Here is a 25,643-nt window from a genome sequence, read left to right as displayed (position 1 = left end):
CTGCTGTTCAAGCCGAGGGAAGAACTGCTGCAATTTTGTGGTCATTATAGCGACTAAAATAAAATTTGCAGAGTTTTAACGCTTTAGATATCGTTATTGAATTAATACAGTGTAAAATATAACAAACGTAGCAACTGAATTGGTCGTACATGAAAAAAACCAGAACTAACCCTCTTGTAGGGCATTTTACCTTGGCTGCTGTGGCGTTAGCCTTTATATGGTTATTTGTTGATGATTCAGACATGTTACTAGTATTTAATTCTTTAGTACTAGTTTACGTTGTGGCCGCATTGGGCCACCGGATGTTGAAGTCAGGTAACAAAAAGAAAAAATAGCACCTCACAACATTTTCAACGAGCGCTATTTTTTAATAGCATCTAACAGTCGGCCACCGTCACTGCTCACTTGGTTTAACAGTGGTAGCCCCATAATCGACGCAAGTACCGGATAAACATCTAAGTTACTTGCTTCATCAATGACGAGTCCTTGACGAAAGCTGGGACCGTAACCTACAAAGACTGCATCCATGTCTGGGTGATGACCGTAACCATGCGCCCCAAAATATTTTTCTTCAGTGTTGTCATCAATAAAAATGGTGTGGGGTTTGGCTTGCAACACTATATCGCCAACTTTTGCCGAGTTTCCACCAAAGAGTGTATTTTTATCAGATTGCGAGAGCACTTTATATCGGCCTTGTGCTTGGTTGCCTAGATCAGCTGAGAATGATTCTGTTTTCAGGGTATCGTTTCCTAAGCGGTATAAAGACAACTGAGTCCCACTATTTTTTATCGTCCAACCTTTGGGAATATTTAAAGACGCCACTGAAATCATTTTATCTCTATGAACTTCCGTCATACCATGATCAGAAACTACAACTAGATTAACCTCAAGCCCATTATCGGCCAATTGCTTGATGAAACTACCGAGCATATTATCCAATTTCTGCACCGCTTGTTTTGTTTTTATATGGTCAGGCCCAAAATCGTGACCTATTGAATCTACACTGGAAAAATAAGCTGCTATAAATAACGGGCGCTGTGATTTGGGCAACGATAGCCAGTCGAATATCTGCGAAAACCTTCCCTGCTCTGGAGCGAGTTTACTATAGTGGAAAAAATAATCCGGTGTCATGCCATTGATTCTCGCGTCGGACTCAGGCCAAAAGTAAACCGCAGATTTGTGGCCGTGCATTTTAGCCAGATTCCATAATGGAATACCGCTTATCCAGGAACTGTCTTTTCCACCTTTACCCATTTTGTAACATTGGTTTCTGTCACTGTCGCAGAAGTAGTTACCCACTAAACCGTGGTCTATTGGTTTAAGACCTGTAATTAACGATAAATGATTTGGAAATGTTTTGGTTGGATATTGTGGTTTAAGTTTGGTCACGCGAACCCCCTGCTGTGCCAATGTGGCGAGGTTTTTCGCTTGATGCTTTTCGATATAGTCCCATCTAAAACCATCGAAAGAAAGCAGAATGGTAGTGGGTTTTGCTGTGGTAGAAGCACTGGCTACTAGAATTAGCAAAGCGAGAATTTTGTTCATGATAATTATTCCCTGAAATTTCAAGAGATATAAGCTTGTCAATCCTTAATTACATCATAGCTATATGAAATTATGAAGAAAAAGGAGACCTACAATAAGATATATTGGCGGCAAAGATAATTTTTGTCTTTGCTTAAATGAAATGCTTGATCTAAAACAAAGCTCATCATATATTAAACTTTCAATAATTACTGAAAGTTCGAAATATGACACTATCACCAAAAATAGAAAATTTTGTCCTGCATTGCGGCGAAATGGGCAGTCGTTGGGGATTTAACCGTACGATAGGTCAGATGGTTGGTCTATTGGTTATTCATGAACGACCACTTACCGCGAACGAAATAGCCGAGGCACTAAAGATTTCTCGTGGCAACGTGAGTATGGGGATCAAGGAACTTCAAGCCTGGCAGCTCGTTCGTGTACAACATATTCCTGGAGATCGAAAAGAGTATTACGCGCCAAATGGATCTATCTGGGACCTTGCAAACAAAGTGTTTGAAGAAAGACGCAAACGAGAAATAGATCCCACCCTCACTCTACTTAGAGATCAAATCCTTGATAGCGCTAATACCGATGAAGAAAAGTATGCTCAGCAGCAGATGCAAGCAATACATGATTTGTTAGAAACGGTAACTAAATGGTCCGCTGAGCTTCAAAGACTAACACCAGAGCAGTTGCAGTCGTTAATGAAACTCGGTTCCTCCGTAAGTAAAGTGATCGACTTGAAAGATAAAATTTTGCGAAAATCCTAGTTAAGTAGTCGAGGTGCGTCATGCTTGATACCCTTATGCTGTCGCGAATGCAATTTGCGGCTAACATTAGTTTCCATATTCTCTTTCCTACCATCACAATCGCGCTAGCGTGGTTTTTGGCCTTCTTTAAACTCAAGTATGACTTAACTCAACATCCCGTATGGCTGAGGATCTATCGCTTTTGGGTCAAGATATTTGCATTAACGTTTGCTTTAGGTGTGGTTAGCGGGATCACTATGTCGTTCCAATTTGGCACCAATTGGCCTGGATTTATGGAGAAAGTGGGCAATATCGCGGGACCTTTACTTGGCTACGAAGTGTTAACCGCCTTTTTTATGGAAGCGACGTTTCTTGGTATCATGTTGTTTGGTATGAAAAAAGTACCAGCAAAAATCCATACGTTGTCGACATTCATCGTTGCTATCGGGACCACCCTTTCTGCATTTTGGATCCTATCGCTTAATAGCTGGATGCAAACACCTGCGGGCTTTGAAATGCGTGATGGCGTAGCTTATGCCACAGATTGGTTTGCTGTGATCTTTAATCCCTCATTCCCCTATCGCTTTTTTCATATGCTCTTAGCAAGTGCCTTAACAGCCTCATTTTTGATCGCAGGGATCAGTGCCTACAGGCTGCTCAAAGGAGATGAAAAACATGCCCCTAAAAAAGCGTTAAAGGTTGCATTAACTGCTGCTGCACTATTCGCTCCTTTACAGGCTTTCGTTGGCGATTTGCACGGTCTAAACACGTTTGAACATCAACCACAAAAGGTTGCAGCGATGGAAGGAGTTTGGGAAACAGAGCGAAGTGTTCCTTTTACGTTGTTTGCCATACCAAACGAAGAAACTAGAAAAAACGATTTTGCAGTTACGATTCCTTACGCTGCCAGTTTTATTTTAACCCATGACATTGACGGTGAAATTAAGGGGTTAAACGAGTTTGTTGGACAACACCCACCAGTTAAACCGGTATTTTTTGGGTTTCGAATTATGGTGGGAATGGGACTGTTAATGATACTTATCGCATGGCTTACCTGCTACACCGTTTGGCGTAAACCGACATTACCAACTTGGCAGTTAAAAGCACTAGTTGCGATGACATTTTCAGGTTGGTTGGCAACGCTCGCTGGATGGTACGTGACCGAAATTGGCCGACAGCCTTATTTGGTATCTGGTGTATTAAAGGTCGAAGAAGCCGTCACCACCCTACCGACGGAAAATGTGCTTTTTACACTGATAGGATATCTCAGTTTGTATTTGGTATTGCTCATCGCGTACATAAGAACGCTATTTTACATGGCAAGAAAATCAACCAAAGTGGATGAATACCGGATACATCACGATATTGAGGGGGAGCAGTATGCTTAGTCCAGAGTATTTATCAATCATTTATGCCGGGCTTATGGCGTTAGCAATATTGGTTTATGCCATTTTAGATGGCTATGATTTAGGTGTTGGGATCTTGCTGTCACTACAAGACAGATCAAAAGCCGACACCATGATTGCATCCATAGGCCCTTTTTGGGATGCCAACGAAACCTGGTTAGTATTAGCTGTAGGACTTGCTTTGATTGCTTTTCCTCATGCTCATAGTGTTATTTTGCAGGCATTATATATTCCTGTGGCAGTTATGTTGTTTGGCTTAATCCTCAGAGGTGTTGCATTTGACTTTAGAGCTAAAGCGAGAAGTCATAGGAAAGCTAGATGGGACAAAGTGTTTAAGTTTGGTTCGTTGCTCACCGCATTTTCTCAAGGCTATATGCTAGGTTTTTATGTAATGGGTTTTGAGCAATCAATAACGGCTTACTTATTCTCGGTATTCAGCGGTATCGGAGTTATCTTTGCTTACTCTCTCATAGGTGCTGCATGGCTGGTGATGAAATGTGAAGGGGAACTACAACAAAACGCGATGAAGTGGTGCAGAGCCAGTGCACGGGTCGCGCTTTTTGGCGTACTTTTGGTGTCGATTATTAATCCTGCCATTAATGATTTAGTTTATGATCGCTGGTTTAGTTTACCAATGGCATTATTACTATTACCGGTACCAGTAATTTGTGTAAGTTTGTTTGTATTGCTAGAACTTGTGCTGGCTAAGTTGCCAGAACAACCCGACTCAGGTGCTTGGCTGCCGTTCCTAATTTCAGTAGTCATTTTTACATTGTGTTTTTTTGGCCTAGTTTACAGCTTCTATCCGTTTGTGGTACCCGGTCAGCTAACCATCTACGAAGCTGTGGCTGATGCATCGGCACTGACTTTTTTACTCTATGGCGTAGTGCTTGTAGTACCCACAATTATTGCATATACCCTGTTTTCGTATCGGGTTTTTTGGGGCAAAGTCGAGCCACTTTCATACACAGATTAGTCTATTCAGTTTTAGCCCAACCAAAAAGGCAGCGAGTTGGACGCTGCCTTTTTTATTGGATTGTAGTTACCAGCTTAAATTTTGGGGTAGCCGATTCTATCGGATAAATAACCAACGCTGGTTGCAAAATAATATGAGCGGTTCCAATTCATGAGCGCTTTGTAATTGTCATAAGCCAAGTACATACGACCATTTATATCATCCGGCATTACTAATGCAGCGGTAATATTGACGTCAGGCAGCGGTGAACCATCCATTTTTCTTAAGCCGAGTTGTTGCCATTCTTGAAGCTTGCGTTCAGACTTTTGCCAATATTGTAACCACTCGCTGTGAGACTTGGTGCCGCGTTTCAGTATGTAATTACTATCGAAGTTATCTGGTAATTTGACTTGACGGCCCCATGTTAAATTATCATTCCACCCTACACTTTTCAGATAATTTGCAATTGATGCAAATGCATCAGCTTGCGTATTCCAAATGTCTTTTTTACCGTCTTTATCATAATCTACTGCGTACGAGTTAAATGAGGTGGGCATAAACTGTGTTTGACCCATCGCACCAGCCCAGGAGCCTTTAAAGTTGTCGACGGTAACATGACCTTCTTTAAGGATATCTAGGGCGGCCCAAAGTTGCCTTTTATAGAGGGCCTCACGGCGACCATCAAAAGCCAAGGTGACCAGAGAACTAATGACGGAATATCCGCCTTGTACACGACCAAAACTACTTTCAAGACCCCAAAGCGCGACGATAAACCGTGCTTGAACACCGTACTCTGAAGCAATTTGCTCTAGTAGTGGTTGATGCTTTTTATAAAGTTTTCGCGCTTGTTGCACTTTCCACTCTGGCACGCGTTTTGGTAGATAAGTCTCAAGTGTTTCGACGATTTCAGGTTGGGTTTTGTCTTCTGTAATTACTTTTTTCTTGAATTTTGCGGTTGCAAACGCTTTATCAACCAATTCTTGCGAGTACCCTTTTTCTAATGCTTCGACTTTTAATTTTGCAACATACTCGTCAAACTTTGCTTGGGTATTGGCAAAAACTGAAGTTGATAAGCAGGTAGCGGCTACTAAAAGCGCAATTTTTTTGATCACGTGTCGGTCACTCCATTTTGCTTTTTAAATTCATCCAAAAGGCTTTCTGTGTGCGGGGGGAGTTGCAAGTAAAAGCCATCCTCAATTAATCTTTGCTTAACGGTGTCTAAATCAGCAGTTCCGAGCTTTGCTCTTTTTTCAATATTGAACATCATAACGTATATCGGTGTACCGAATGTTTTCATTAAAGGGTCAGGAATTGCAGAAAAGTCATCCCTTTTGGTTATATATAAGTAGGTATCGGCTTTTTTAGAACTTTTATACACAGCTGTCAGCATTATGCGCCTATAAATTCTTGCTAATCATTGTCGCTCACTATACCATGCTATCAATAAGTTGTGGAAAGTTTTACTACCGCTTAAGTCTACGCAGACAAGGCTTTTAAGCGATTAGAATAAGAATTTGAGTGCATATGGCAAAACAAACATTCGAACTAAAAGGAAACCTATTTACACTCTCTGTACTACAGTTGTTCTCTTCGGATTTATCCAAATTGCAACAAGAATTGGACAGTAAGATTTCACAGGCCCCAAAGTTTTTTCAAGGTGCGCCAATCGTTGTGAATTTAGCCGAGGTTCAGGAAGAAGAAGTAGAATTCCAGCAGTTAAAGCAAGCACTAGTGAATTTACAGCTCAATCCTGTCGGTGTGTGTAATGGTACTCAAAAACAACACAACTTAGCCAAAGATGCAGGTTTTTCTGTACTAAACTACTCCAAAGATGTGCAAGCTTCCGATACGCCTTCTCAACAACAAACACAAGTTGTTGAGAAGCCAGTGTACTTACCCCCACAAATCATTAAAGGTACGGTACGCGGCGGGCAACAAGTCTACGCAAAGGATAGGGATTTAATCGTTTTAGGTGCCGTAAGCGCTGGTGCTGAGGTTATTGCCGATGGCAACGTGCATATCTACGGCGCACTACGAGGCAGAGCAATCGCAGGTGCTCAAGGTAACGCGGAGGCAATTATATTTTGCCAACGCTTAGAAGCCGAACTTGTTTCTGTAAACGGTTGTTATTGGGTAAGTGATTCGCTTCAAGGTGAGTTTTGGCAGCAAGCCGTGCAAATAACACAACAAGATGAACTATTAAAAATATCAGCTTTGGTCAAAGGATAAATCAGATGGCAAAAATTATTGTCGTAACTTCAGGTAAAGGCGGTGTAGGTAAAACAACGTCTAGCGCAGCTATTGGTACCGGACTTGCGCTTAAAGGGTACAAAACAGCCATTATCGATTTTGATATTGGTCTAAGAAACCTTGATTTAATTATGGGGTGCGAACGCCGAGTTGTATATGACTTCGTCAATGTCATAAATGGTGAGGCAAACCTAAATCAAGCACTGATTAAAGATAAGCGTGTAGATAAGCTATACATTTTACCAGCGTCACAAACTCGCGATAAAGATGCGCTTACTCGCGAAGGCGTCGAAAAAGTATTAAACGAATTGAAAGATGAGTTTGATTTTATCATTTGCGACTCACCAGCGGGTATTGAAGCTGGCGCGATGATGGCATTGTATTTCGCTGATGAAGCGATTGTTACCACCAACCCGGAAGTTTCCTCAGTCCGTGACTCGGATAGAATTTTAGGTATTTTGCAAAGTAAGTCTCGGCGTGCAGAACTAGGCCTAGATCCAGTCAAAGAACATTTGTTGCTGACTCGATACAACCCGGAGCGAGTAGACAGTGGTGAAATGCTGTCGGTAGAAGATGTAAAAGAAATTCTCGCTATTGACTTGTTGGGTGTCGTACCAGAGTCAAAGTCAGTGTTAAACGCCTCTAACTCAGGCCAACCGGTTATCTTAGATATTGATTCAGATGCTGGTCAAGCGTACTCAGACGCTATTGACCGACTACTTGGAGAAGTTGTGGACTTCCGATTCTTGCAAGTGGAGAAAAAAGGCATCTTCAAACGGATCTTTGGGGGGTAATGTGTCTTTACTAGATTATTTCCGTTCAGAAAAAAAGAACAGTGCGTCACTGGCTAAAGAACGTTTACAAATTATTGTAGCGCATGAGCGCTCTAAGCGCGGAACGCCAGACTACCTTCCTCAGTTGAAGCAAGATATTTTGGATGTTATCCGTAAGTACGTAAAGGTAGATTCTGATGCAGTCAATGTTCAGTTTGAGCAAAACGAAGATGATTTGGCGGTATTGGAACTTAATGTAACCTTGCCTGACGAAGAAAAATAGATTTAGCTATATAAACTAGAGCGTGTTGATCTTTGCTGTTTGGTTTTTTAATTTCCCTTGGTGGGTTTTGAGCGCAGTGCTCGACTTGTCGCCTAGTGATCTAAGCAAAAGTTGAGTCACAATACACAAAGTGCACTATGATGAACTCGAAGGGCAGCGTTTTATTGGCATTTATACTGCTTTATCGCCTGACTTACATAGGATAACGATGCTACGCAGGCTCTGCTTTGTATAAATGCCATTAAAACTAGTGATAATTAAAGCCGGTATTATAAATATGCCGGCTTTTTAAGTTGCGTGACACTGATGATTCAAATTTCACGTGCATTTCTATCAAACAGGCTGATTGTTATGTAAGTTCAGTTAGCCTTTGCAAAAATGATTTATCTATTTTCTTAATTAAGAACTTCCGATATTAAAACTACTCTGTATTTTATAATTCGAAACTTTTTGCATGTTTACTTTTTCTCATATTGTCGTTACATTGAGTTTGGTTTTAACATCAAAAGGAGATGCTAGATGAAACTTAATTTAAACAAGAGAAATATTAAATCGTTATCCAAGGATAAAAATCAAATCGGCAACGAAATGACACCCAATGTTGCTGGTGGAAGAAATACTCAAGCTTATATTTGTGGCTATACAGGTTTTTATTATTGTGGAACCAGCGGCTGCCCATCAGCTAGCCCAGATTGTGAAACATTAAGCTGCTATTGTTAAAGCTATTAGATTAGAAACCTCGGCTTATTAATTTCTTTGCGCAGGGCAAATAAGTATTTTTCAATTAAAACTATTGATAAAAAGCTTTGCCCTGACGTAATCTTTGACAGCTTCTTTCCTACAACTTTTTATTACATATAATACTCTCCATTCTTCGTTGTGTATCTTAAGTGTGAAGTTATGACGATGACTAAAACAACTTTTTCTTGAATATAAATGTAAGAAGATGTTTTAATATGTTTTATGGATACTAAATCATAAGGACATTAATGAAAAAAACAGTACTATTAAGCCTTACACTGTGCTTGTCTGCGTGCGGCTCAACTGACAAAGCAGAGAAAGAAGATTTATCTCAAATTGAAAATGAACAAAAAACTCCGCCGCCTCCGATGGTATTTGGTAAAGGAAGGTTAGGTGAAACTAAGTTAGGGTAATAAAATGGAATTTAACAAAGCTATTTATGTGTTTTGTGCTGTTGCAAGTTTTTCTAGTCTAGGACAAGAGTTAATTAAATTTAAATCTGGTGATATCGCTACTGCCGAGTCATTTAACAACAATTTTGAACTTTTGAATCAGAATACTTTAGCAAATGCTAATAAGCTTGACGCAAATTCTGAGCTGCTTTTGTCTTATGTAGAATGGCTAGATACATTCAAAGAAGAACAATTTAGCTGGAATACGGCGATAGAATTGAACATGCAGAAGCTGTCAAAAAGCTACGAAAGTGTAAACGCGAATTTGGCCAAAGCAGAGAATAACTCACAATATATCAGCGTCCTTCAACAGCAGCTTTCTTCGGAGTCAAATCGCATTGACAATCAAGCTGTACTAATATCAAAGAATATTCAAGAATCACAAGCACTGAAAACTCAGCTCGATGAAATTGGGGAGAATTTGGATTCAAATGTGCCTTTTATCAATCAAAACGCTCAAGCACTAGCAGCTCACTCTCAAACTTTAAACTCTCACGGGCAAAATATTTCTGAAAACTCACGTGCAATTGCTTCTGTAACTCAGCGTGTAAGCTCCATTAATGCGCCTAAGTTCACAGTTTACATGGATGACTACGGTTTACTTGGAGAAGTTATGTCTTTTGGGGGGATTGTGAGTATACGCTCAGTGGTTATGAAGAAAGACAATTTAATATACAACATAAATGGTAGCAGACTAAGTCTGCGAATTGTTTCATACATGGATGAAAATTGTACTGTTCCAATAGTTTATGCACGAGATGCAGCTTTACGCGGGTTGGGTGATGCTGTTGTTAGTATGGATCTCAAGGGGGACTTGTATGCTGTAAATTTACAATCAGAAAAGTATGTATTGGAAAATATTTATAGCTTACAAAAAGTTAACCCTGAAACTTTTGAGACTTATGACAGACCTAAATGTCTGCTAGACTCGACATCAAAAAATGGAATTCGCATGATTTCAGTTTTCAAAGTCGATACCCCGGATTTTGTTTACCAAACTGATCTGAATACAGATTTCCCAACCACTAACTTAAGTAATGCGATTTACATCAATTATGCGAACTAAATTATAAAGTAAGCCAATGACACTCAAGCCTAAAGTCTCGAGTGTCTAAACTAGCGAGATACCATAATTGATCATCAAAGCCATTCAGCCAGTTTTCCATTTATTAGTTCTTTTCGCCAACCCATATTTAGATCTGGCTGCAATAACGATTCACGTTCTGCTTCGGTTTTTTTCCAGCACCAGCTTAACACTTGGTTAATCTGCTTTTTTGACGCGAATACATCAGCTGGAATATTATTTTCTTTGGCTACTTCGGCGACGACATGTTTAACTCGTTTAAACTCTTTTTTATACTCAGGAAAGTCGATTAACCGTTTAACACGAGCTGGGCATTCATTCTCAGGAACACGTTTTCCAGCTTCAACACTGGCTAAGATTTCTTTGCCAGAGCGGTTCACTTCCATGGCCTCAATACCAGGAATATTGCGTAGGCTGTTTAAACTAGTTGGACGTCTTTTGGCTATTTCGACCATATTGTGTTCTTTCAAGATAAAACTCAACGCTAAGTTTTTCACCTCAGCCTTTGCTTTTCTCCAAGCGGCTAGCTCTCTTAAGATGGCAAGGTCGCGAGGCTTCAATTGCCAAACATTTTTTACGTCTTGATAGAGTAATTCTGGTGGTAATTTGAAACTTCTTTTAATGGCAATGAGCTTACTTTCATCGACGACAATATCGAATAGGCCTAATGCAGTAATTTTCTCTGCGATTATTTTATAACAAGGCAATAAGTGAAAAACGTCACTGGCAGCGTAATCGAGTTGTTTATCAGTTAAAGGCCGCTTGAGCCAATCTGTTCTGGACTCACTTTTATCAATTTCAACGTCGAGTAATTGTTTTACCATCGCAGCAAAGCCAACACAGTTACCTTCACCAAGTATTTGCATTGCAAACTGTGTATCGAAAATTGGGCTAGGGATAAACCCTGCGAATTTTAAAAATACTTCAATATCTTCTGATGGAGAGTGAAGCACTTTTACAACCTGCGGGTTTTGGAAAATTTCCCATAATCCCTCGAAGTTAAGTTCAAGCAGAGGATCAATAAGGGCCAGTTGTTCACCATCGTAGATCTGCAATAGAGCGATTTCGGGATAAAGAGTTCTACGGCGCATAAATTCAGTATCTACTGCCAAGACGTTAGCTGTTTTAATAGCGCTAATGAAGTTGTCTAATTCATGTTGTTGTTGAATAACTTGGTACTGCACTTTTTCTCCCGTTCGCTTTAAAAATCCTGCGAATACTTTAGACCGAAAAAAAACCGGCTATTGCCGGTTTTTCCAAGGCTAGATCTAATCTTTTAATGCCCTACGCAATATCTTACCGACATTGGTTTTTGGTAACTCGTCTTTAAATTCAACGAGTTTTGGCACCTTGTAGTTTGTAAGATTCTCACGACAATGTTTGATTATATCTTTTTCTGTCAAAGATTGGTCCTTTTTAACCACAAAAACTTTGACTTGTTCACCACTAACATCATGGGGAACGCCGACAGCTGCAACCTCTAATACGCCATCCATCATCGCCACGACTTCTTCGATCTCATTAGGGAATACATTAAAACCAGAGACCAAGATCATGTCCTTTTTACGATCTACGATGTAAAAGAACCCCTCTTCGTCATACGTTGCAATATCACCCGTTGCAAACCAGCCATCTTGCAGGCATTCAGCGGTTGCGTCTGGACGATTATAGTAACCAGCCATCACCTGAGGGCCTTTTACGCATAATTCACCAGGCTCGCCTCTTGGGCATTCACTTCCGTCCTCTGCAATGATCTTTATGTCTGTACTTGGAGCAGGAAGACCGATTGAACCGTTATATCCATCTAAGTCATATGGACAAATGGTTACTAATGGTGCGCATTCGGTCAAACCGTAGCCTTCCATTAGCTTTGACTTTGTCACAGCTTGCCAGCGCTCTGCAACCGGACGTTGTACAGCCATTCCTCCCCCTAGCGACATTTTCAGGGTAGAGAAATCTAGATCAGAGAATCCCGGGGTGTTTAACAAACCATTGAACAAGGTGTTTACGCCGGTGATCGCCGTAAATGGGTACTTAGCTAACTCTTTTACGAAAGCAGGCATATCTCTTGGATTAGTGATTAAGATATTATGGCCGCCATACTTCATAAATGTTAAGCAATTGGCTGTGAGGGCAAAAATATGGTAAAGCGGCAAAGCCGTAATAACGACTTCTTTACCAGTGTTAAGTACTTTGTCTAAGCAACCCGAAACCTGTTCAAGGTTAGCGACCATATTGCCATGCGTGAGCATCGCGCCCTTAGAGACACCCGTCGTGCCGCCTGTATATTGTAAGAATGCAAGATCATTTAAGTTGACTTCTGGTTTGCTGTAGCCAGAAACCGGAGCGGAAACGACGCTTTTAAACGGAATGGTATTGGCGATACGATACTCAGGTACCATTTTTTTCAAACGTTTCACGACAAAATTGACTAGATGCTTCTTTACTCCGCCTAACATATCGCCAATCTCAGTCAACACTATATGTTTAACTTGAGTTTGAGGTAAGGCTTGTTCGAGTGTGTGGGCAAAGTTAGCCAAAATAAATATTGCTTTTGCCTCTGAGTCATTGAGCTGATGTTCTAATTCTCTGACAGTGTAAAGGGGATTGACATTGACGACTGTGCAGCCTGCGCGCAGCACACCTAGAATAGAAATAGGCGTTTGTAGTAGGTTTGGCATCATGACAGCTATTTTGTCGCCTTTGCCAAGTTTTAAATCGTTTTGTATGTAGCTTGCAATTGCTTTTGTTTTTTCATCAACTTGTTGATAGGTAAGAGTTTTTCCCATATTGGTATAAGCAGGTAATTGGGCAAACTCTGAAAAACTCTTTTCAAATAATTCAAGCAGCGAGTTGTAATGCTCTGGGTCGATAGTTTCAGGCATACCTTCTGGGTAGCGCTTTAGCCAGATTTTTTCCACTCTTAGCTCCTGTGTTCTCGTTATTTTTATACTCACCCTATACCTTAATCGATATAAGATACTTTAACAATTGAGTAAATGCTCTAAACTATCCATATTCCCACATTCTAATGTCTTTTACAATCTAAATGCAGGTATGGGGCGGGTTGTAGCATGTTGTGTAAAATAAACTTTCCGTTTTCATCTTTGCTTTGTCGGTTATCAAACGTTAATAACTCCGTTTAATATGAGCGTTTATAAGCTTATAACAAGCCTCTGGATTTTCCATGTGACAATGATGTCCACCTACAATTTCTTGTACTGAAAGATCATTAAAGCAACCGGAAAAAATCTTTCGCTGCTTTTCAATCAGTTGGTAACCCCGACTGCCAAAAACCAGTAATGTGGGAGTGGTTATAGTTTCAAGGGCGTTAATTGCTTGCGCTTTACTATATCTGAATCCCGAATGGTGCTTTAGTCGTGGATCAGAATTAAGAGTTACGCCCACATCACATTTATCACTGCCACGTTCCATTAAGCATCTGGCGACGGATAAATCAAAGTCACTCACTTTACGACGAAGTTCTACAAGTTCCTCAATATTTGTAAACGTCCGTCTAGTGGTTTGCTGGTATCTATCCCTGCTGGTAAATGCGTTGATGAGCTGTGATTTTGTTTCGTTTTCTTCCGTACAGACAATGCCAATTCCTTCAATTAATGAAAGTGTCTGACAATATGAGGGATAGCAGGATGCAAATAGATTGGCAACCATTGCACCTAACGAGTGGCCAACTAAATGGCAATGCGAGATGCCAAGGGTATCGAGAAAACATTTTAGATCGTAAACATAATCGACAAAATAGTAATGCGCATCCTCGCTGCGCCAGTCAGACCATCCATGACCTAAAAAATCGAGTGCTATATGTGTATAGTTTTCGTCAGTATAAGGCTGTAATGGTTGAAAACTATTGCTATTGTCTTGCCATCCATGCAAGTAAACGATGTAATTTTCTCCATTTCCCCACTGTTGAAACGCAAACGGGCCCACTTTGTTATTGTTAATCTCAAAATTGTGCATAAATAACGTCTTTAGGTATTCATAAATTGATCATTCATTTATGATTCCATATTGACACAATCTGAACCAAGAATCTTCTTTTATGATGCTGATTTAAAAGTAGTAAATCGTTTCATAAAAATAGCGACAAACTAGCTACTAAAAATCAATAACACACGGGAATAGTATGAAATTTAAAATCAGCCTAATGGCCGCAGTTATAGGTTTGGCTGCAAGCAATTCTGCGACCGCCGCACCTAAAAATATTATCTACATGATTGGCGATGGTATGGGACCAGCTTATACGACAGCTTATCGTTACTTTAAAGATGATAAGTCTACCAAGGTTGTTGAACCAACAGTATTCGATGAGATATTAGTAGGCATGGCGCACACTTACCCAGACGATGACACTGTGGTTACAGATAGTGCGGCAGGCGCAACGGCGCTAAGTACTGGCACTAAAAGCTATAACGGCGCAATTGCAGTAGATACCCATAAAGAATCACTTGAAACAATGTTGGAGATCGCAAAAAAACGTGGGAAAACAACCGCCTTGGTTGCTACTTCCCAAATCAATCATGCAACTCCCGCAAGTTTTGCAGCGCACAATGAGTCGCGTAGAAATTACGATGAAATCGCCAACGATTACATTGACAATAAGATTGATGGAAAGCTTGCAGTCGATTTGATGTTAGGTGGCGGCACTCAGTATTTCATTCGTGATGATAGAAATTTAGTTGAGGAGTTTCAACAAGCTGGCTATCAGTATGTAGACTCGCTGTCGGATTTAAACGAGTTGAATAAGTTGCCGGCGTTAGGACTATTTGCAGAAAAAGGATTGCCATTCGCAATTGATGAGTCTCCATTTAGATTGAAGCAGATGACTGAGAGCGCTTTGTCGTTACTGCACAAACAAAACGATAAAGGTTTCTTTATCATGATTGAAGGTAGTCAAATCGACTGGTGTGGTCATGCCAATGATATCGCCTGCGCTATGCGAGAAATGGATGACTTTGCAGAGTCAATAAAGCTTGCAAAAGCCTATGTTGATAATAACCCCGACACAATTTTGGTCATTACGGCAGATCACTCTACTGGTGGCTTAACTTTAGGCGCTGATGGTCAATATCGATGGGAACGTGACATTGTCACAAGGGTCAAGGGCTCGTCTGGAGAGATCACAAAAGCGTTATTAGTGTCTAAAGATGTGAAAACCACGTGGCAAACACTGACAGGATTACCATTTGATGAAGCGACGCAATTGAAGGTTCAAGATGCGATTAAACAAGGTGCAAAGGCGTTAGACTTGCTAGTGAAGACGGAGATTAGTAACGCCTCTTTTACTGGCTGGACAACTGGTGGGCACACCGCTATTGATGTTCAAGTATTTGCGCACGGTAAAGGAAAAGAACAATTTATTGGTTCGCAGAACAACACAGAAATTGCAGATAAGCTGATTAGATTCATTAAATAGCCAGACAAAAATACACCCAAATTACACTGTGTATTTGGGTGTATTCAACGCGATTATTTTTGCCGTTTTAAAACAGCAACAGCAGCAAGGTTCGATTTTAAGTTACCGCTATTAAAATGGATTTCCACCAGTTCCCAACCTTCGCTTCCCAAAACATTTAACTCTTGATCTATCTCTTCAAAATTGGCGATGGCGGAAAATATACCTGACAGCTCAAATGTTTTAGTTATGTATTCCCATTTCATTGGTTATCTCCGTTTTTTGTGTCAAAAGCTAACTTACTATTACAGCTAAATAGTATTATCAAATAATTACGAGTTTGACCAAGTATTATTGTTAGGTTTTTGTTTTGAAAAAAGAGACAATTCTATATAAAGTCTTTTAAAATTAAGTTTTGTCCTAAATTTCGATTGTCGAGTTTAAATTCCTAAGGAGGCCTCTTGGATAGAAATAAAGCTTTACAAAGTATATCGACTGAGATGGTAAGACAGATCACATTAGTCATAGCTCTTGTTATTTGTTTGTGTATTGCAATAATGATAATTGTTTGGTCAAGACAACCTGAACAACGACCATTAATTTCAAATATCGAGCTGGTCGATGCAGTTAAAGTAGTCGATGTGTTAGAGCATGAAGACATAAACTATAGAACAAATCTACAAGCCCAAATGATCTACGTTAGCTCTAAAGATATGGACCAAGCAAGATTGGCTTTGGCTAGAATTGGATTAGTAATAGATTACCCCGATATATATCATTCAACAGACCCTGAGTCTGCTTGTACAGTACTAGAGGAAAAAATCTTCGACTCGAAACAAACGGCAAAAGAGAAACCACTGGTTAATCAAGAGTGGTTTCAGTCAATAGTGAGGTTGTTATGTGGTACTTTGATTATAATTGTTTTAATTTTGTCGGTTGTTCGTCCGATGCTTAGGGAGCTGATATATCCACATGGATCGGATAGTAATAGTCAGTAAGAAACTGTTAGTTATTTCATCCAGAAATTCTTGAATGTGCTTTACACTCACTAAGCGTAAACAGAAACACCAATCATTGATTTAAGCTCTTCGCGGCGGGATTCAGTTGCGATTGCCAAGTATTCGCCAATAGCCTTGCTGCTTTTGAAGTTTGGCTGGTCGTAAATCGTAGACCTTTGTTGTTGCTGAAATTGTTGTGCTAAAGCAACGCCTTGTTCACTATTTCGAATAGTGGACTCACGCTTTGGCGACTCAAGTTGTGTTTGAGTCGCTTGATCTGCTTGTTTAACAACAGGCTTTAATTGGTAGGTGCCTGCCTGTTGAACAATGGAGTTAAGCTTCATGTTGCCCTAGCATCAAGGAAAGATTCATTTCACTATATGAGTAAAAATACGCCTTTATTCTCTTCCTGGCAACTTTTTCCAAGTCACTGTGTCTCTAACGTATTGAGGCTGTGCATTTGCAGCATCAACCGCTTGCTGGTGCTCAAAAGCTTCGTCAGCAATAAACAACATATAGTAAGCATCAGGTAGCGTGATATTGTCATTAACTGAACATTGAATTTTCTCAGCTAGTTGAGGATAGGCCTGCCAACCAGTGCCAACCGCGATAAAATCAGAGAAATCCCCTGAAACCTCTTCGGGCTTGATAACTTGTTCATCCCCAGATAAGCGTATTAGGTTGTTTTGTTGGTCGTCATACTGAGCTAAATATATTTCGCCCATTCTGGCATCAATCGCAGCGATCACGTTTTTATTATTCGTCTCCATCAGCGCTTGTTGTGCCATCGCCTGAAGCGTCGACACGCCAACGAGTTTGAGGCCCGTTGAATATGCCAAACCTTGAGCTACCGCAGTGCTGATACGAACACCAGTAAAGCTCCCCGGCCCTCTGCCGAATACAATCCCCTGTAAATCGCTCAGACCAATATCCGCCTCACGAAGCATACGTTCAACCAAAGGAAGAATTTTTTGGCTATGTTGCTGTGGACAAACTTCAAAGTGGCGCAGGAATTTTCCTTCGTAATGAAGCGCAATACTCAAGGCTTCGGTTGAAGCGTCAATGGCTAACAGGTTATGTTTCATTTTTATCAATGTTCTCTAAAAATCGGATTGCTTTTGCCAAGTCTCTGGTTCGAGTCATATCAGGCAAGCTGGTTAAGAAAGTTTGGCCGTATTTTCTCGTAACTAATCGATTATCGCAAATAATCAGCACACCTTTGTCTTTACTATCACGAATAAGTCGTCCAACGCCTTGTTTTAGGCTAATCACAGCCTGTGGTAACTGAATTGCTTCGAATGGTTCTTGCCCTTTAAGCTCGGCATCTCGCATTCGGGCTTGGAGCAAAGGGTCGTCGGGAGACGCAAAAGGCAGTTTGTCGATTAAGACACAACTCAACGTGCTGCCTCTGACGTCTACTCCTTCCCAAAATGATGCCGTGCCTAACAGCACAGCATTGCCGTGGCGAATAAACTGTTCGAGTATAATTCTTTTCGATGCCTGACCCTGCATAAACACCGGATATTGTAAGCCAGTAGAAAGTCCCTCGTATACTAGATGCATGGCACGGTAGCTCGTGAACAAAAGGAAAGTTCGACCTTTTGCTGCAGCAATGACTTGCTTGGCTATTTTTACCAAAGTGTGAGGCATCAAGTCATCACGCGTTTCTGGTAAATACCTGGGCAAACAAAGCAACGCTTGCTGACGATAGTCAAATGGGCTGTCCACGATAAACTCTGAACTAGGCTTTAGTCCAAGGCTACGACTAAAGTGTTGCAATGAATTATCTACAGCAAGGGTTGCTGAGGTAAAAATGAAACCAGCTTGGGTATTTTCAACTATCTCTGCGAATTTGCTTGATACGTCCAGCGGAGTGATATGAATAGAAACAAATCGACGTGATGTCTCAAACCAATAGCTATATCCGGTTTGAGTCACATCAAAAGCGCGTTCTAACTGCTGTTTAAAACTCAGTACTTTTTCAAATGGGTGTGCAATCTTTTCACTGCGGTCTAAGCACTGCTTGAGTACCTTGTAGAGAAAGTCTAGGTTGGCGATCACACGATGCATTGCATCACACACCGGTTTGTTAGACAGCGCTTCGCGCCAATCTCCTCTGGCACCATCGCCGCCAAATACCAAGCGTAAATCTGCGACACTGGTTTCTAGTTTGTTTAACGTCTTACCAAGCTGCAGCATGTCTGGGATATCAGCCCTGTAGATAACACGTAAGTCATTTATCAGTGCTTGTAAGATTTTAGTACTAATGGTTTCACCGAAATAGTCGCTAGCAATTTCAGGTAATTGGTGGGCTTCATCAAAAATATAGCTATCAGCGGTAGGCATTAACTCGGCAAATCCGGAGTCTTTAACGGCCATATCTGCGAAAAACAAGTGATGATTGATCACCACAATATCTGCATCAATCGCACTAAGACGGGCTTTGCGAATATAACAGCCTTCGTAGTCAGGGCATTCTTTGCCAAGACAGTTATCTGCCGTGGAGGTGACATAAGGTAAGACTTTCGCGTCTTCTTCAATACCAACGCAGTCAGCAAGATCACCGCTTTGTGTCTCTGTCGCAAATTTTGCCACCATAGCGAGTTGGTGCATGACATCTGGATCATCAGTAGGCACATGGGCAACATGTTGAGAAAGGCGATAAGGACACAGGTAATTACTGCGGCCCTTGAGTAATGTCACTTTCTTACCATTGGTTAGGACATTTTTTAATGTTGGAACATCACGGTGAAATAATTGTTCTTGCAGCGCTTTTGAACCTGTAGAAACAATGATTTTTCCTTTGGCTTGCAGTGCAGGAACCAAATAGGCAAAGGTTTTACCGGTGCCAGTACCTGCTTCAGCAATACACTGCCCGCCTTTTGATATGGCTTCTTCAACAGCACAAGCCATATCAATCTGAGGCTGACGAGGTTGGTAGCCCGGAAAATGCTGTGCAAGTGGTCCTGTTTTTGAAAATACAGCGGATACAGCCACAGTGTTCAACGTTCGCAATGAGATAATCGAAGGATTGTATGTTTGTACAGTCTAAATCGCAACAGGGAAACTAAATCCATAGCGATAAATGGTCAACATCTTATTGTTTTTTCGACTTAACATAACCGAATCCTACCACGATTAGATAAACACAAAAAAGCATGCTTCTTTCTAGCGTGTTGCCGTGGCTTGCTTGGTAAAGCACCCTGAGATAGTCATTTATAAAACACATAGTAAACAAGACGATAGCTGCAGTTATTTTAAACTGACGCTGGTTATTAGGGATGATTGAGATAACAGATCCGATCAATGCGATAATGCTGAGGTAATAAACCAAAATGGCCATCGCTCCGGGAACTACACTGGGGAACAACGCAAAAAACGCAATAGCAGAACAACTCCAACCAAGGATTTTTTTGAAACTCATTTTAATATCATATCCTTTTGATTTTATTTATACGCACACTTTTTGAGATTATCGAGTAACTAAACAGGTAGAAAATTGAAGTTAGTAGCGAGCAAAAATTAAGCCCACGTGTCCAAGTTTTCCCCTTTATGCTCCTCTTGATTGCCTTTCTTTTCGTCTTCCTCTTCGTTGGCTTCTTCAATACGCATGTGTTCTTGTTTAGAACGTTTTGATTCTAATTCAGACTTGAGATCGTTTTTTACCTTCTCAAGCTTATAATGTTGCACTCCCGCGATATGAAACGCAGGTTGATGTGTCACATCAAGGCGAACAATTTGCCCTAAAAAGGGCTTATATGCGTCCATACAAACCTCACTTAACTCACTGCTAGTATTACATATTATCGGCAGTTATAAATTATTCTTTAAATTATGACAAAAAGAGATTGCAAACGTTCATAAAAGTATGGTTATCTATAAAAGTACTAAATATTAACAGCAACAAATAACAAAGGTTACACATGCTAATTACACTGACAGCAATCCATCATCACCATCATCACACGGAGTAGCCTGTCAGGTATTTCGCTGGTGGGTTATTCCTTAAAGGAACCTCCGGCGAGCTAACCGAAGTCATAGTTTATATCGCCCCGAGGTTCCGCCTCGGGGTTTTTCGTTTTGGGAATTAGGATATAAATTATGAGTAATAACAATCGTTTAAGAATAGCAATTCAAAAATCAGGTCGACTTTCAAAAGACTGCCAAGCACTTCTAAAGCAACTTGGCGTAAAACTTAATCTCCGTGAACAGCGCCTTATTGCGCACTCAACAAATCTACCAATTGATGTTCTGCGTGTTAGAGATGACGATATTCCAGGCTTGGTGATGGACGGTGTATGTGACCTTGGTATCGTCGGTGAAAATGTACTTGAAGAAGTTCAAGCAGAACGTGCCAGAAATGAGCAATTTGCAGATGTGAAAAAACTTTCACAGCTAGACTTTGGTTTTTGCCGGCTGGCACTGGCATGGCCTCAAGAGCTGGGAGCACAGGAAAAATCGTGGTTCAACGGCAAACGGATCGCTACCACCTACCCTGAAATCCTCAAGCAATATTTAAAACGCGAAAACATCGATGCCAGTGTGGTGATGCTAACGGGTTCTGTGGAAGTGGCTCCTCGAGCAGGATTGGCCGATGCCATCTGTGATTTAGTCTCCACGGGCGCCACTTTAGAAGCAAATGGCTTGATGCAGGGTGATACGATACTGGAGTCTAAGGCATGTTTAATCCAAAGCGCGTCATTGGTCGATGAAAGCAAGCTTGCGTTGATAGATAAACTGTTGCCTCGCTTGCGCGGTGTTCGTCAAGCAAAAGAAAGTAAATACATCATGATGCATGCGCCCAAGTCAAAATTGGATGATGTTTGCGCTTTACTTCCCGGAACTGGTCAGCCTACCCTACTCGCCCTCGCTGGCAGTGATGACTATGTAGCTTTACACATGGTGAGCAGCGAAACCCTATTCTGGGAGACCATGGAAGAGTTAAAAGCACTGGGAGCAAACTCCATCTTAGTCATGCCAATTGAAAAGATGATGGAGTGATCCCATGCTTAATTGGCAACTAGCATCAAAACAACAGCAAGCGCAATGTTTAACTCGCCCAGCGATTGCAGTCAGCGACAAGGTTAAGCTAGTGGTAGAACAGATCGTTGAGCGGGTCAAAGCGGAAGGCGACAAAGCTTTATTGGAGTTATCTCAGCAATTTGATGATCGTGCTAATCCCCGAGTGTTAGTTTCAGAACAAGAAATTCAGGATAGTGGTTCGCTATTAAAACCTGAGCTGAAATCAGCTATTGAACAAGCGTATGCGAATATTCGGTGTTTTCATCAACTGCAACAGCCGACGGCTAAAAGTATAGAAACACAACCAGGCGTTACATGCGAATTACGCTACCAAGCGATTGAATCAGTTGGTTTGTACATCCCAGGCGGCAGTGCACCGTTACCTTCATCAGTACTGATGCAGGGCGTATGTGCGCAACTGAGTGGGGCAAACAAGGTGGTGCTTGCTACGCCGGTAAAGGGAGCGCAAACCATTAACCCGGCCATCCTTTATGCCGCAAACCTATGTGGCATTAACACCATAATTGAGTGTGGTGGGGCCGGTGCGATTGCAGCAATGGCGCTTGGCACCGAATCCGTTCCTAAAGTGAATAAGATTTTTGGTCCGGGCAATAGCTTTGTGACTATGGCAAAACAATTACTCAGCCAAACTGTGCCGGGTCTTGCTATCGACATGCCAGCAGGTCCTTCGGAAGTGCTCGTGATTGCTGATGAGCGCGCGAACCCACAATTTATCGCCGCGGATCTACTATCACAAGCTGAGCACGGTGAGGACTCTCAAGTTATTTTATTGTGTAACAGCGAGACGGTGATCAAAGAAACCCAAGCTGAACTTGATAAACAATTATCACAGTTATCGAGAGCGAACATTGCAGAACAAGCGCTGCAAAACAGCACGTTAGTTTTGGTCGAAAGTATTGAACAGGCTTTCGCCATTTCGGCCGAATATGGCCCAGAGCACCTTATTTTGCAATTGGCAGACGCAAATTCTTATTTGCCATTGGTAAAAAATGCGGGATCGGTTTTCGTTGGTGACTACACGCCTGAGTCTGCTGGTGATTATGCGTCTGGGACGAATCACGTGTTACCCACTTATGGATATTCTAAGACTTACTCAAGCCTCAATCTGATGGATTTTTATAAAGCCTACACGGTACAAACGATCACCAAACAAGGGCTGTTTAATTTGAGTCAAGCGATTTTACCACTTGCTGAAGCGGAAGGACTGGATGGACACGCGAATGCAGTGCGAATGAGATTGGAGAGCCGTAATGACTAGTATTGCACTACCTGAAAATATTGACTCGCTCAAAGCCTATAGCTCAGCAAAGAGCGAAAAGTTAACCGGAACAACTTGGCTGAACGCCAATGAAAGCCCCTACGCTAAGGTTTATGAAACCTGTTTTGATACGTTGAATCGCTATCCAGATCCGCAACCTGAAGCTGTGATTGATGCTTACAGTCAGTATAGTGGGATCGATACGGATGGTGTTGTAATGACACGAGGTGCTGACGAAGGCATTGAACTGCTGGTACGAACCTACTGTCAACCAGACAAAGACAGTATCACAATATTCACGCCTACTTACGGTATGTACAAGGTTACTGCCGATACGCATAACGTTTCGATCAATGAGCTAAGTCAGCAGCAATTGGCCGATGCTAGTATTGCAGAACTTGTTAGCGCTATTGGTGATTCAAAGCTCGTCTTTATATGTAATCCTAATAATCCAACTGGTTCCATTCAACCTTTACAGCGCATAGCTCAACTGGCTGAAAGCTTAGCAAAAAAGGCGTTGATTGTGGTTGATGAAGCCTACATAGAGTTTTGTGAACAACAAAGCTGCGCTCCTCTTATTAGCGGGCTCGACAACATCGTAGTGTTACGTACCCTATCGAAAGCGTTTGCTCTAGCGGGACTTCGAGTTGGTTTTATGTTGTCTAATCCAAAGTTATTGGCGCCGATCCGCAAAGTGATCGCACCGTATCCAGTATCAACAGTCGTTGCAGTGATTGCAGCTCAAGCACTATCTGCAGATGCAATTACCCAAATGAGACGGCAAGTATCAATACTCAATGTTGCTAAAAAGAAGCTCATCTCATGGCTACAAGAAAGCGAAATCGTCAAAGAAATATTCAGCGGCGAAGGCAACTTCGTTACTTTACAGCTAACCGACAAGTGCTATGTCCAGATTGCGACGCAAATGGGACTGATTATGAGACCATTTTTACTCTATGGGCAGGACAATTGGCTTCGGATCTCAATTGGCAACGAGCAAGAATTAAAACAAGTAAAAAGTTGGCTGGCAGTTTGTCGCCAAGCTGAGGAAGTATGATGAGCAAACCGTATTTATTTATTGACCGAGATGGCACACTAATTGAAGAACCTGTTTCCGACAAACAAGTCGATAGCCTCGATAAGTTAGCATTGTTACCTAACGTGATCCCGGCATTACTTAGGCTGCAAGCTGCTGGTTATGTCCTAGTGATGGTATCTAATCAAGATGGGCTTGGTACCGCTAGTTTTCCACAAGCTGATTTTGATGCACCACATAACAAAATGATGCAGATTTTTTCAAGTCAAGGTATCCAGTTTGAGGATGTTCTAATATGCCCACACTTTGATAATGATAGCTGCCAATGCCGTAAGCCAAAAACAGGACTGCTGACGGAGTTAATGCGTTCAGGCAAAGTGGATATTAGTCGTTCATATGTAATAGGTGATAGACAAACCGATATTCAGTTAGCCGAAAATCTTTGTCTACAAGGCATACTATATCAAGATAACTGGCCAGCAATTGTTACACAATTAACGACTGCGAACCGTGCTGCTGAAGTCACTCGAAACACCAAAGAGACCCAAATTTCCGTGTCTATCAATCTTGACCAGCAATCTAATGGTGAGATAAGCACCGGACTTGGATTTTTTGATCACATGTTGGAGCAAATTAAAACTCACGCGAATATCGGGTTATCTGTTATTGCTCAAGGTGATTTGCATATTGATGAGCATCACTTGGTGGAAGATGTTGGTATCGCGCTGGGGCAAGCTTTTATATCAGCGCTCGGTACCAAGGCGCAAATTGCGCGTTATGGTTTTGCGTTGCCTATGGATGAATGCAAAGCGGAATGTCAGCTCGATCTATCTGGTCGCGCCTCGTTTGTATTAAATGCAGGTTTTACTCGGGACAAGGTCGGCGATTTAGACGTACAAATGGTTGAGCACTTTTTTAAATCGTTCTCAGATAATGCGCAAGTAAGTTTAATCTTGAGTGTCAGTGAAGGTAACGCTCACCACCAAGTCGAAGGGTTATTTAAGGCATTTTCACGCGCCATACGTATGGCCATCGCTATTGACCAATCACAGCAAACAGCAAGCTCTAAGGGGTGTTTATGATAGCCATTATTAATACTGGTTGCGCCAATATAAACTCTGTTCGATTTGCGTTTGAGCGACTTGGTGTTACGCCGGAAGTCATCTCAGCACCAGAACAACTGGCACAGTTTGATAAAGCGGTTTTGCCAGGCGTTGGGCATGCTAACGTCGCGATAAATCGCCTTCGGTCACAAGGGTGGGATAAAGCTATCGCTGAATACCAAAAGCCACTAATGGGAATATGTCTAGGAATGCAATTACTGTGTGACTCAACCGAAGAAGGCCAAGTTGACTGTCTAGGCAGGATCCCTGGCAAAGTAAAGCTACTTGAAACAGGTAAGCTCACTTCGCCTCACATGGGCTGGAATACATTAGCTGTCAAGGCCGAACATGCGCTAACTGCAGGACTTGATGAGTCAGACCAAGTTTATTTTGTGCACAGTTTCGCGCATCAAGTTAACGACGCAACTTTAGTTGAGGGAGAATATGGTCAGGCATTCTCAGCAATAGTGGCAAAAGATAACTATGCGGGCATGCAGTTTCACCCGGAGCGTAGCGGTAAGGTTGGCACCCGCTTACTCAATAACTTCATTAATTGGAAACTATAGCAAGGT

Annotated in this window: 28 protein-coding genes and 1 pseudogene; 17 read left to right on the top strand and 12 right to left on the bottom strand. The window is 41.5% G+C overall.

The window, feature by feature from the left end; genetic code table 11:
- The first annotated feature begins 149 nt into the window (after positions 1-149).
- Positions 150-335, top strand: coding sequence for a hypothetical protein (locus tag ACSLBF_RS20270; RefSeq protein WP_440056450.1), 186 nt, complete (start codon positions 150-152; stop codon positions 333-335).
- A 25-nt stretch (positions 336-360) separates the two neighbouring features.
- Here ACSLBF_RS20270 and ACSLBF_RS20265 read toward each other — a convergent pair whose 3' ends face one another.
- On the bottom strand, positions 361-1,545 hold the full coding sequence (locus ACSLBF_RS20265; RefSeq protein ID WP_440056449.1) for an alkaline phosphatase family protein: 1,185 nt from the start codon (positions 1,543-1,545) through the stop codon (positions 361-363).
- A gap of 206 nt (positions 1,546-1,751) precedes the next feature.
- On the opposite strand from ACSLBF_RS20265, the gene ACSLBF_RS20260 reads away from it, so the two are divergent.
- Genes ACSLBF_RS20260 through ACSLBF_RS20250 form a run of 3 tightly spaced genes read left to right on the top strand, consistent with a single transcriptional unit; the run spans position 1,752 to position 4,658 of the window.
- Positions 1,752-2,297: a GbsR/MarR family transcriptional regulator gene (locus ACSLBF_RS20260; protein WP_440056448.1), complete on the top strand. Its 546-nt coding sequence runs from the start codon at positions 1,752-1,754 to the stop codon at positions 2,295-2,297.
- Between the two features lie 20 nt (positions 2,298-2,317).
- The gene (locus ACSLBF_RS20255) at positions 2,318-3,664 is read left to right on the top strand and encodes a cytochrome ubiquinol oxidase subunit I (protein WP_440056447.1); all 1,347 of its coding nucleotides are present in this window, start codon (positions 2,318-2,320) and stop codon (positions 3,662-3,664) included.
- Positions 3,657-4,658, top strand: a complete 1,002-nt coding sequence (locus ACSLBF_RS20250) for a cytochrome d ubiquinol oxidase subunit II (RefSeq protein WP_440056446.1) — start codon at positions 3,657-3,659, stop codon at positions 4,656-4,658. The genes ACSLBF_RS20255 and ACSLBF_RS20250 overlap by 8 nt, the downstream gene beginning before the upstream one ends.
- A gap of 74 nt (positions 4,659-4,732) precedes the next feature.
- On the opposite strand, the gene ACSLBF_RS20245 is transcribed toward ACSLBF_RS20250, so the two are convergent.
- Positions 4,733-5,749 carry a lytic murein transglycosylase gene (locus ACSLBF_RS20245; protein WP_440056445.1) on the bottom strand — a complete coding sequence of 339 codons (1,017 nt, stop codon included), beginning with the start codon at positions 5,747-5,749 and terminating at the stop codon, positions 4,733-4,735.
- On the bottom strand, positions 5,746-6,027 hold the full coding sequence (locus tag ACSLBF_RS20240; RefSeq protein WP_440056444.1) for a YcgL domain-containing protein: 282 nt from the start codon (positions 6,025-6,027) through the stop codon (positions 5,746-5,748). Before ACSLBF_RS20240 ends, ACSLBF_RS20245 begins: the two co-directional genes overlap by 4 nt.
- 134 nt (positions 6,028-6,161) lie before the next feature.
- Between ACSLBF_RS20240 and minC the strand changes: the two genes are divergently transcribed.
- The 6 genes from minC to ACSLBF_RS20210 all read left to right on the top strand — a co-directional run bounded on the left by minC (position 6,162) and on the right by ACSLBF_RS20210 (position 10,202).
- Positions 6,162-6,866 (top strand): septum site-determining protein MinC, encoded by a 705-nt coding sequence (minC, locus tag ACSLBF_RS20235; RefSeq protein ID WP_440056443.1) that lies wholly within the window; start codon positions 6,162-6,164, stop codon positions 6,864-6,866.
- A gap of 5 nt (positions 6,867-6,871) precedes the next feature.
- Entirely contained in the window at positions 6,872-7,681 is an 810-nt protein-coding gene (gene minD, locus ACSLBF_RS20230; protein ID WP_440056442.1) for a septum site-determining protein MinD, read from the top strand.
- A 1-nt stretch (position 7,682) separates the two neighbouring features.
- On the top strand, positions 7,683-7,943 hold the full coding sequence (minE, locus tag ACSLBF_RS20225) for a cell division topological specificity factor MinE (protein ID WP_440056441.1): 261 nt from the start codon (positions 7,683-7,685) through the stop codon (positions 7,941-7,943).
- A 519-nt stretch (positions 7,944-8,462) separates the two neighbouring features.
- Positions 8,463-8,663 (top strand): hypothetical protein, encoded by a 201-nt coding sequence (locus tag ACSLBF_RS20220; protein WP_440056440.1) that lies wholly within the window; start codon positions 8,463-8,465, stop codon positions 8,661-8,663.
- A 269-nt stretch (positions 8,664-8,932) separates the two neighbouring features.
- Positions 8,933-9,097, top strand: coding sequence for a hypothetical protein (locus ACSLBF_RS20215; protein WP_440056439.1), 165 nt, complete (start codon positions 8,933-8,935; stop codon positions 9,095-9,097).
- Between the two features lie 4 nt (positions 9,098-9,101).
- Positions 9,102-10,202: a hypothetical protein gene (locus tag ACSLBF_RS20210; protein WP_440056438.1), complete on the top strand. Its 1,101-nt coding sequence runs from the start codon at positions 9,102-9,104 to the stop codon at positions 10,200-10,202.
- 74 nt (positions 10,203-10,276) lie between these two features.
- On the opposite strand, the gene rnd is transcribed toward ACSLBF_RS20210, so the two are convergent.
- The 3 genes from rnd to ACSLBF_RS20195 form a co-directional block, all read right to left on the bottom strand.
- Positions 10,277-11,404, bottom strand: a complete 1,128-nt coding sequence (gene rnd / locus ACSLBF_RS20205) for a ribonuclease D (RefSeq protein WP_440056437.1) — start codon at positions 11,402-11,404, stop codon at positions 10,277-10,279.
- An 84-nt stretch (positions 11,405-11,488) separates the two neighbouring features.
- Positions 11,489-13,141 (bottom strand): long-chain-fatty-acid--CoA ligase FadD, encoded by a 1,653-nt coding sequence (fadD, locus tag ACSLBF_RS20200; RefSeq protein WP_440056436.1) that lies wholly within the window; start codon positions 13,139-13,141, stop codon positions 11,489-11,491.
- A 208-nt stretch (positions 13,142-13,349) separates the two neighbouring features.
- A complete protein-coding gene (locus ACSLBF_RS20195) occupies positions 13,350-14,198 on the bottom strand; it encodes an alpha/beta fold hydrolase (protein ID WP_440056435.1) in 849 nt (282 codons plus the stop codon).
- A 166-nt stretch (positions 14,199-14,364) separates the two neighbouring features.
- Between ACSLBF_RS20195 and ACSLBF_RS20190 the strand changes: the two genes are divergently transcribed.
- Entirely contained in the window at positions 14,365-15,654 is a 1,290-nt protein-coding gene (locus ACSLBF_RS20190; RefSeq protein ID WP_440056434.1) for an alkaline phosphatase, read from the top strand.
- A 53-nt stretch (positions 15,655-15,707) separates the two neighbouring features.
- Here the strand turns inward: ACSLBF_RS20190 and ACSLBF_RS20185 are convergent, their stop codons facing one another.
- Entirely contained in the window at positions 15,708-15,899 is a 192-nt protein-coding gene (locus ACSLBF_RS20185; RefSeq protein WP_440056433.1) for a DUF4177 domain-containing protein, read from the bottom strand.
- A 234-nt stretch (positions 15,900-16,133) separates the two neighbouring features.
- On the opposite strand from ACSLBF_RS20185, the pseudogene ACSLBF_RS20180 reads away from it, so the two are divergent.
- Positions 16,134-16,328, top strand: a pseudogene (locus tag ACSLBF_RS20180) (flagellar basal-body MS-ring/collar protein FliF); the annotation flags it as partial.
- 353 nt (positions 16,329-16,681) lie between these two features.
- Here the strand turns inward: ACSLBF_RS20180 and ACSLBF_RS20175 are convergent.
- The 5 genes from ACSLBF_RS20175 to ACSLBF_RS20155 form a co-directional block, all read right to left on the bottom strand.
- Complete coding sequence (locus tag ACSLBF_RS20175; RefSeq protein WP_440056432.1) at positions 16,682-16,975, bottom strand: hypothetical protein; 294 nt, start codon at positions 16,973-16,975, stop codon at positions 16,682-16,684.
- A gap of 54 nt (positions 16,976-17,029) precedes the next feature.
- Positions 17,030-17,716, bottom strand: coding sequence for a tRNA (adenosine(37)-N6)-threonylcarbamoyltransferase complex dimerization subunit type 1 TsaB (tsaB, locus tag ACSLBF_RS20170; RefSeq protein WP_440056431.1), 687 nt, complete (start codon positions 17,714-17,716; stop codon positions 17,030-17,032).
- Positions 17,706-19,544, bottom strand: coding sequence for an ATP-dependent DNA helicase (locus ACSLBF_RS20165; RefSeq protein ID WP_440057045.1), 1,839 nt, complete (start codon positions 19,542-19,544; stop codon positions 17,706-17,708). The genes tsaB and ACSLBF_RS20165 overlap by 11 nt, the downstream gene beginning before the upstream one ends.
- Positions 19,545-19,728: 184 nt before the next feature.
- Entirely contained in the window at positions 19,729-20,055 is a 327-nt protein-coding gene (locus tag ACSLBF_RS20160) for a hypothetical protein (protein WP_440056430.1), read from the bottom strand.
- Between the two features lie 98 nt (positions 20,056-20,153).
- Positions 20,154-20,399, bottom strand: coding sequence for a hypothetical protein (locus ACSLBF_RS20155; RefSeq protein WP_440056429.1), 246 nt, complete (start codon positions 20,397-20,399; stop codon positions 20,154-20,156).
- 333 nt (positions 20,400-20,732) lie between these two features.
- Here ACSLBF_RS20155 and hisG point away from each other — a divergent pair, with 333 nt between their 5' ends.
- Genes hisG through hisH form a run of 5 tightly spaced genes read left to right on the top strand, consistent with a single transcriptional unit; the run spans position 20,733 to position 25,637 of the window.
- Positions 20,733-21,632, top strand: a complete 900-nt coding sequence (hisG, locus tag ACSLBF_RS20150; RefSeq protein ID WP_440056428.1) for an ATP phosphoribosyltransferase — start codon at positions 20,733-20,735, stop codon at positions 21,630-21,632.
- Between the two features lie 4 nt (positions 21,633-21,636).
- On the top strand, positions 21,637-22,932 hold the full coding sequence (gene hisD / locus ACSLBF_RS20145) for a histidinol dehydrogenase (protein ID WP_440056427.1): 1,296 nt from the start codon (positions 21,637-21,639) through the stop codon (positions 22,930-22,932).
- A complete protein-coding gene (gene hisC / locus ACSLBF_RS20140; RefSeq protein ID WP_440056426.1) occupies positions 22,925-23,989 on the top strand; it encodes a histidinol-phosphate transaminase in 1,065 nt (354 codons plus the stop codon). The genes hisD and hisC overlap by 8 nt, the downstream gene beginning before the upstream one ends.
- A complete protein-coding gene (gene hisB, locus ACSLBF_RS20135) occupies positions 23,989-25,050 on the top strand; it encodes a bifunctional histidinol-phosphatase/imidazoleglycerol-phosphate dehydratase HisB (protein ID WP_440056425.1) in 1,062 nt (353 codons plus the stop codon). The genes hisC and hisB overlap by 1 nt, the downstream gene beginning before the upstream one ends.
- Positions 25,047-25,637: an imidazole glycerol phosphate synthase subunit HisH gene (hisH, locus tag ACSLBF_RS20130; RefSeq protein WP_440056424.1), complete on the top strand. Its 591-nt coding sequence runs from the start codon at positions 25,047-25,049 to the stop codon at positions 25,635-25,637. The genes hisB and hisH overlap by 4 nt, the downstream gene beginning before the upstream one ends.
- Positions 25,638-25,643: the final 6 nt, after the last annotated feature.

The sequence above is a fragment of the Pseudoalteromonas sp. T1lg65 genome (assembly GCF_051930985.1).
Classification (GTDB): domain Bacteria; phylum Pseudomonadota; class Gammaproteobacteria; order Enterobacterales; family Alteromonadaceae; genus Pseudoalteromonas.
Note: the sequence above shows the minus strand (reverse complement) of the source record. Positions and strands in the feature narration are given on the sequence as shown.

Coding starts and splice junctions, on each gene's coding strand:
- ACSLBF_RS20250 (WP_440056446.1), top strand. CDS start 3,657: ATGCTTAGTCCAGAGTATTTATCAATCATTTATGCCGGGCTTATGGCG.
- minD (WP_440056442.1), top strand. CDS start 6,872: ATGGCAAAAATTATTGTCGTAACTTCAGGTAAAGGCGGTGTAGGTAAA.
- hisB (WP_440056425.1), top strand. CDS start 23,989: ATGAGCAAACCGTATTTATTTATTGACCGAGATGGCACACTAATTGAA.
- hisC (WP_440056426.1), top strand. CDS start 22,925: ATGACTAGTATTGCACTACCTGAAAATATTGACTCGCTCAAAGCCTAT.
- ACSLBF_RS20265 (WP_440056449.1), bottom strand. CDS start 1,545: ATGAACAAAATTCTCGCTTTGCTAATTCTAGTAGCCAGTGCTTCTACC.
- ACSLBF_RS20185 (WP_440056433.1), bottom strand. CDS start 15,899: ATGAAATGGGAATACATAACTAAAACATTTGAGCTGTCAGGTATATTT.
- ACSLBF_RS20165 (WP_440057045.1), bottom strand. CDS start 19,544: ATGGCTTGTGCTGTTGAAGAAGCCATATCAAAAGGCGGGCAGTGTATT.
- ACSLBF_RS20160 (WP_440056430.1), bottom strand. CDS start 20,055: ATGAGTTTCAAAAAAATCCTTGGTTGGAGTTGTTCTGCTATTGCGTTT.
- ACSLBF_RS20220 (WP_440056440.1), top strand. CDS start 8,463: ATGAAACTTAATTTAAACAAGAGAAATATTAAATCGTTATCCAAGGAT.
- ACSLBF_RS20240 (WP_440056444.1), bottom strand. CDS start 6,027: ATGCTGACAGCTGTGTATAAAAGTTCTAAAAAAGCCGATACCTACTTA.
- hisD (WP_440056427.1), top strand. CDS start 21,637: ATGCTTAATTGGCAACTAGCATCAAAACAACAGCAAGCGCAATGTTTA.
- ACSLBF_RS20215 (WP_440056439.1), top strand. CDS start 8,933: ATGAAAAAAACAGTACTATTAAGCCTTACACTGTGCTTGTCTGCGTGC.
- ACSLBF_RS20155 (WP_440056429.1), bottom strand. CDS start 20,399: ATGGACGCATATAAGCCCTTTTTAGGGCAAATTGTTCGCCTTGATGTG.
- minC (WP_440056443.1), top strand. CDS start 6,162: ATGGCAAAACAAACATTCGAACTAAAAGGAAACCTATTTACACTCTCT.
- ACSLBF_RS20175 (WP_440056432.1), bottom strand. CDS start 16,975: ATGAAGCTTAACTCCATTGTTCAACAGGCAGGCACCTACCAATTAAAG.
- ACSLBF_RS20195 (WP_440056435.1), bottom strand. CDS start 14,198: ATGCACAATTTTGAGATTAACAATAACAAAGTGGGCCCGTTTGCGTTT.
- ACSLBF_RS20260 (WP_440056448.1), top strand. CDS start 1,752: ATGACACTATCACCAAAAATAGAAAATTTTGTCCTGCATTGCGGCGAA.
- hisG (WP_440056428.1), top strand. CDS start 20,733: ATGAGTAATAACAATCGTTTAAGAATAGCAATTCAAAAATCAGGTCGA.
- ACSLBF_RS20210 (WP_440056438.1), top strand. CDS start 9,102: ATGGAATTTAACAAAGCTATTTATGTGTTTTGTGCTGTTGCAAGTTTT.
- tsaB (WP_440056431.1), bottom strand. CDS start 17,716: ATGAAACATAACCTGTTAGCCATTGACGCTTCAACCGAAGCCTTGAGT.
- ACSLBF_RS20190 (WP_440056434.1), top strand. CDS start 14,365: ATGAAATTTAAAATCAGCCTAATGGCCGCAGTTATAGGTTTGGCTGCA.
- ACSLBF_RS20255 (WP_440056447.1), top strand. CDS start 2,318: ATGCTTGATACCCTTATGCTGTCGCGAATGCAATTTGCGGCTAACATT.
- hisH (WP_440056424.1), top strand. CDS start 25,047: ATGATAGCCATTATTAATACTGGTTGCGCCAATATAAACTCTGTTCGA.
- ACSLBF_RS20270 (WP_440056450.1), top strand. CDS start 150: ATGAAAAAAACCAGAACTAACCCTCTTGTAGGGCATTTTACCTTGGCT.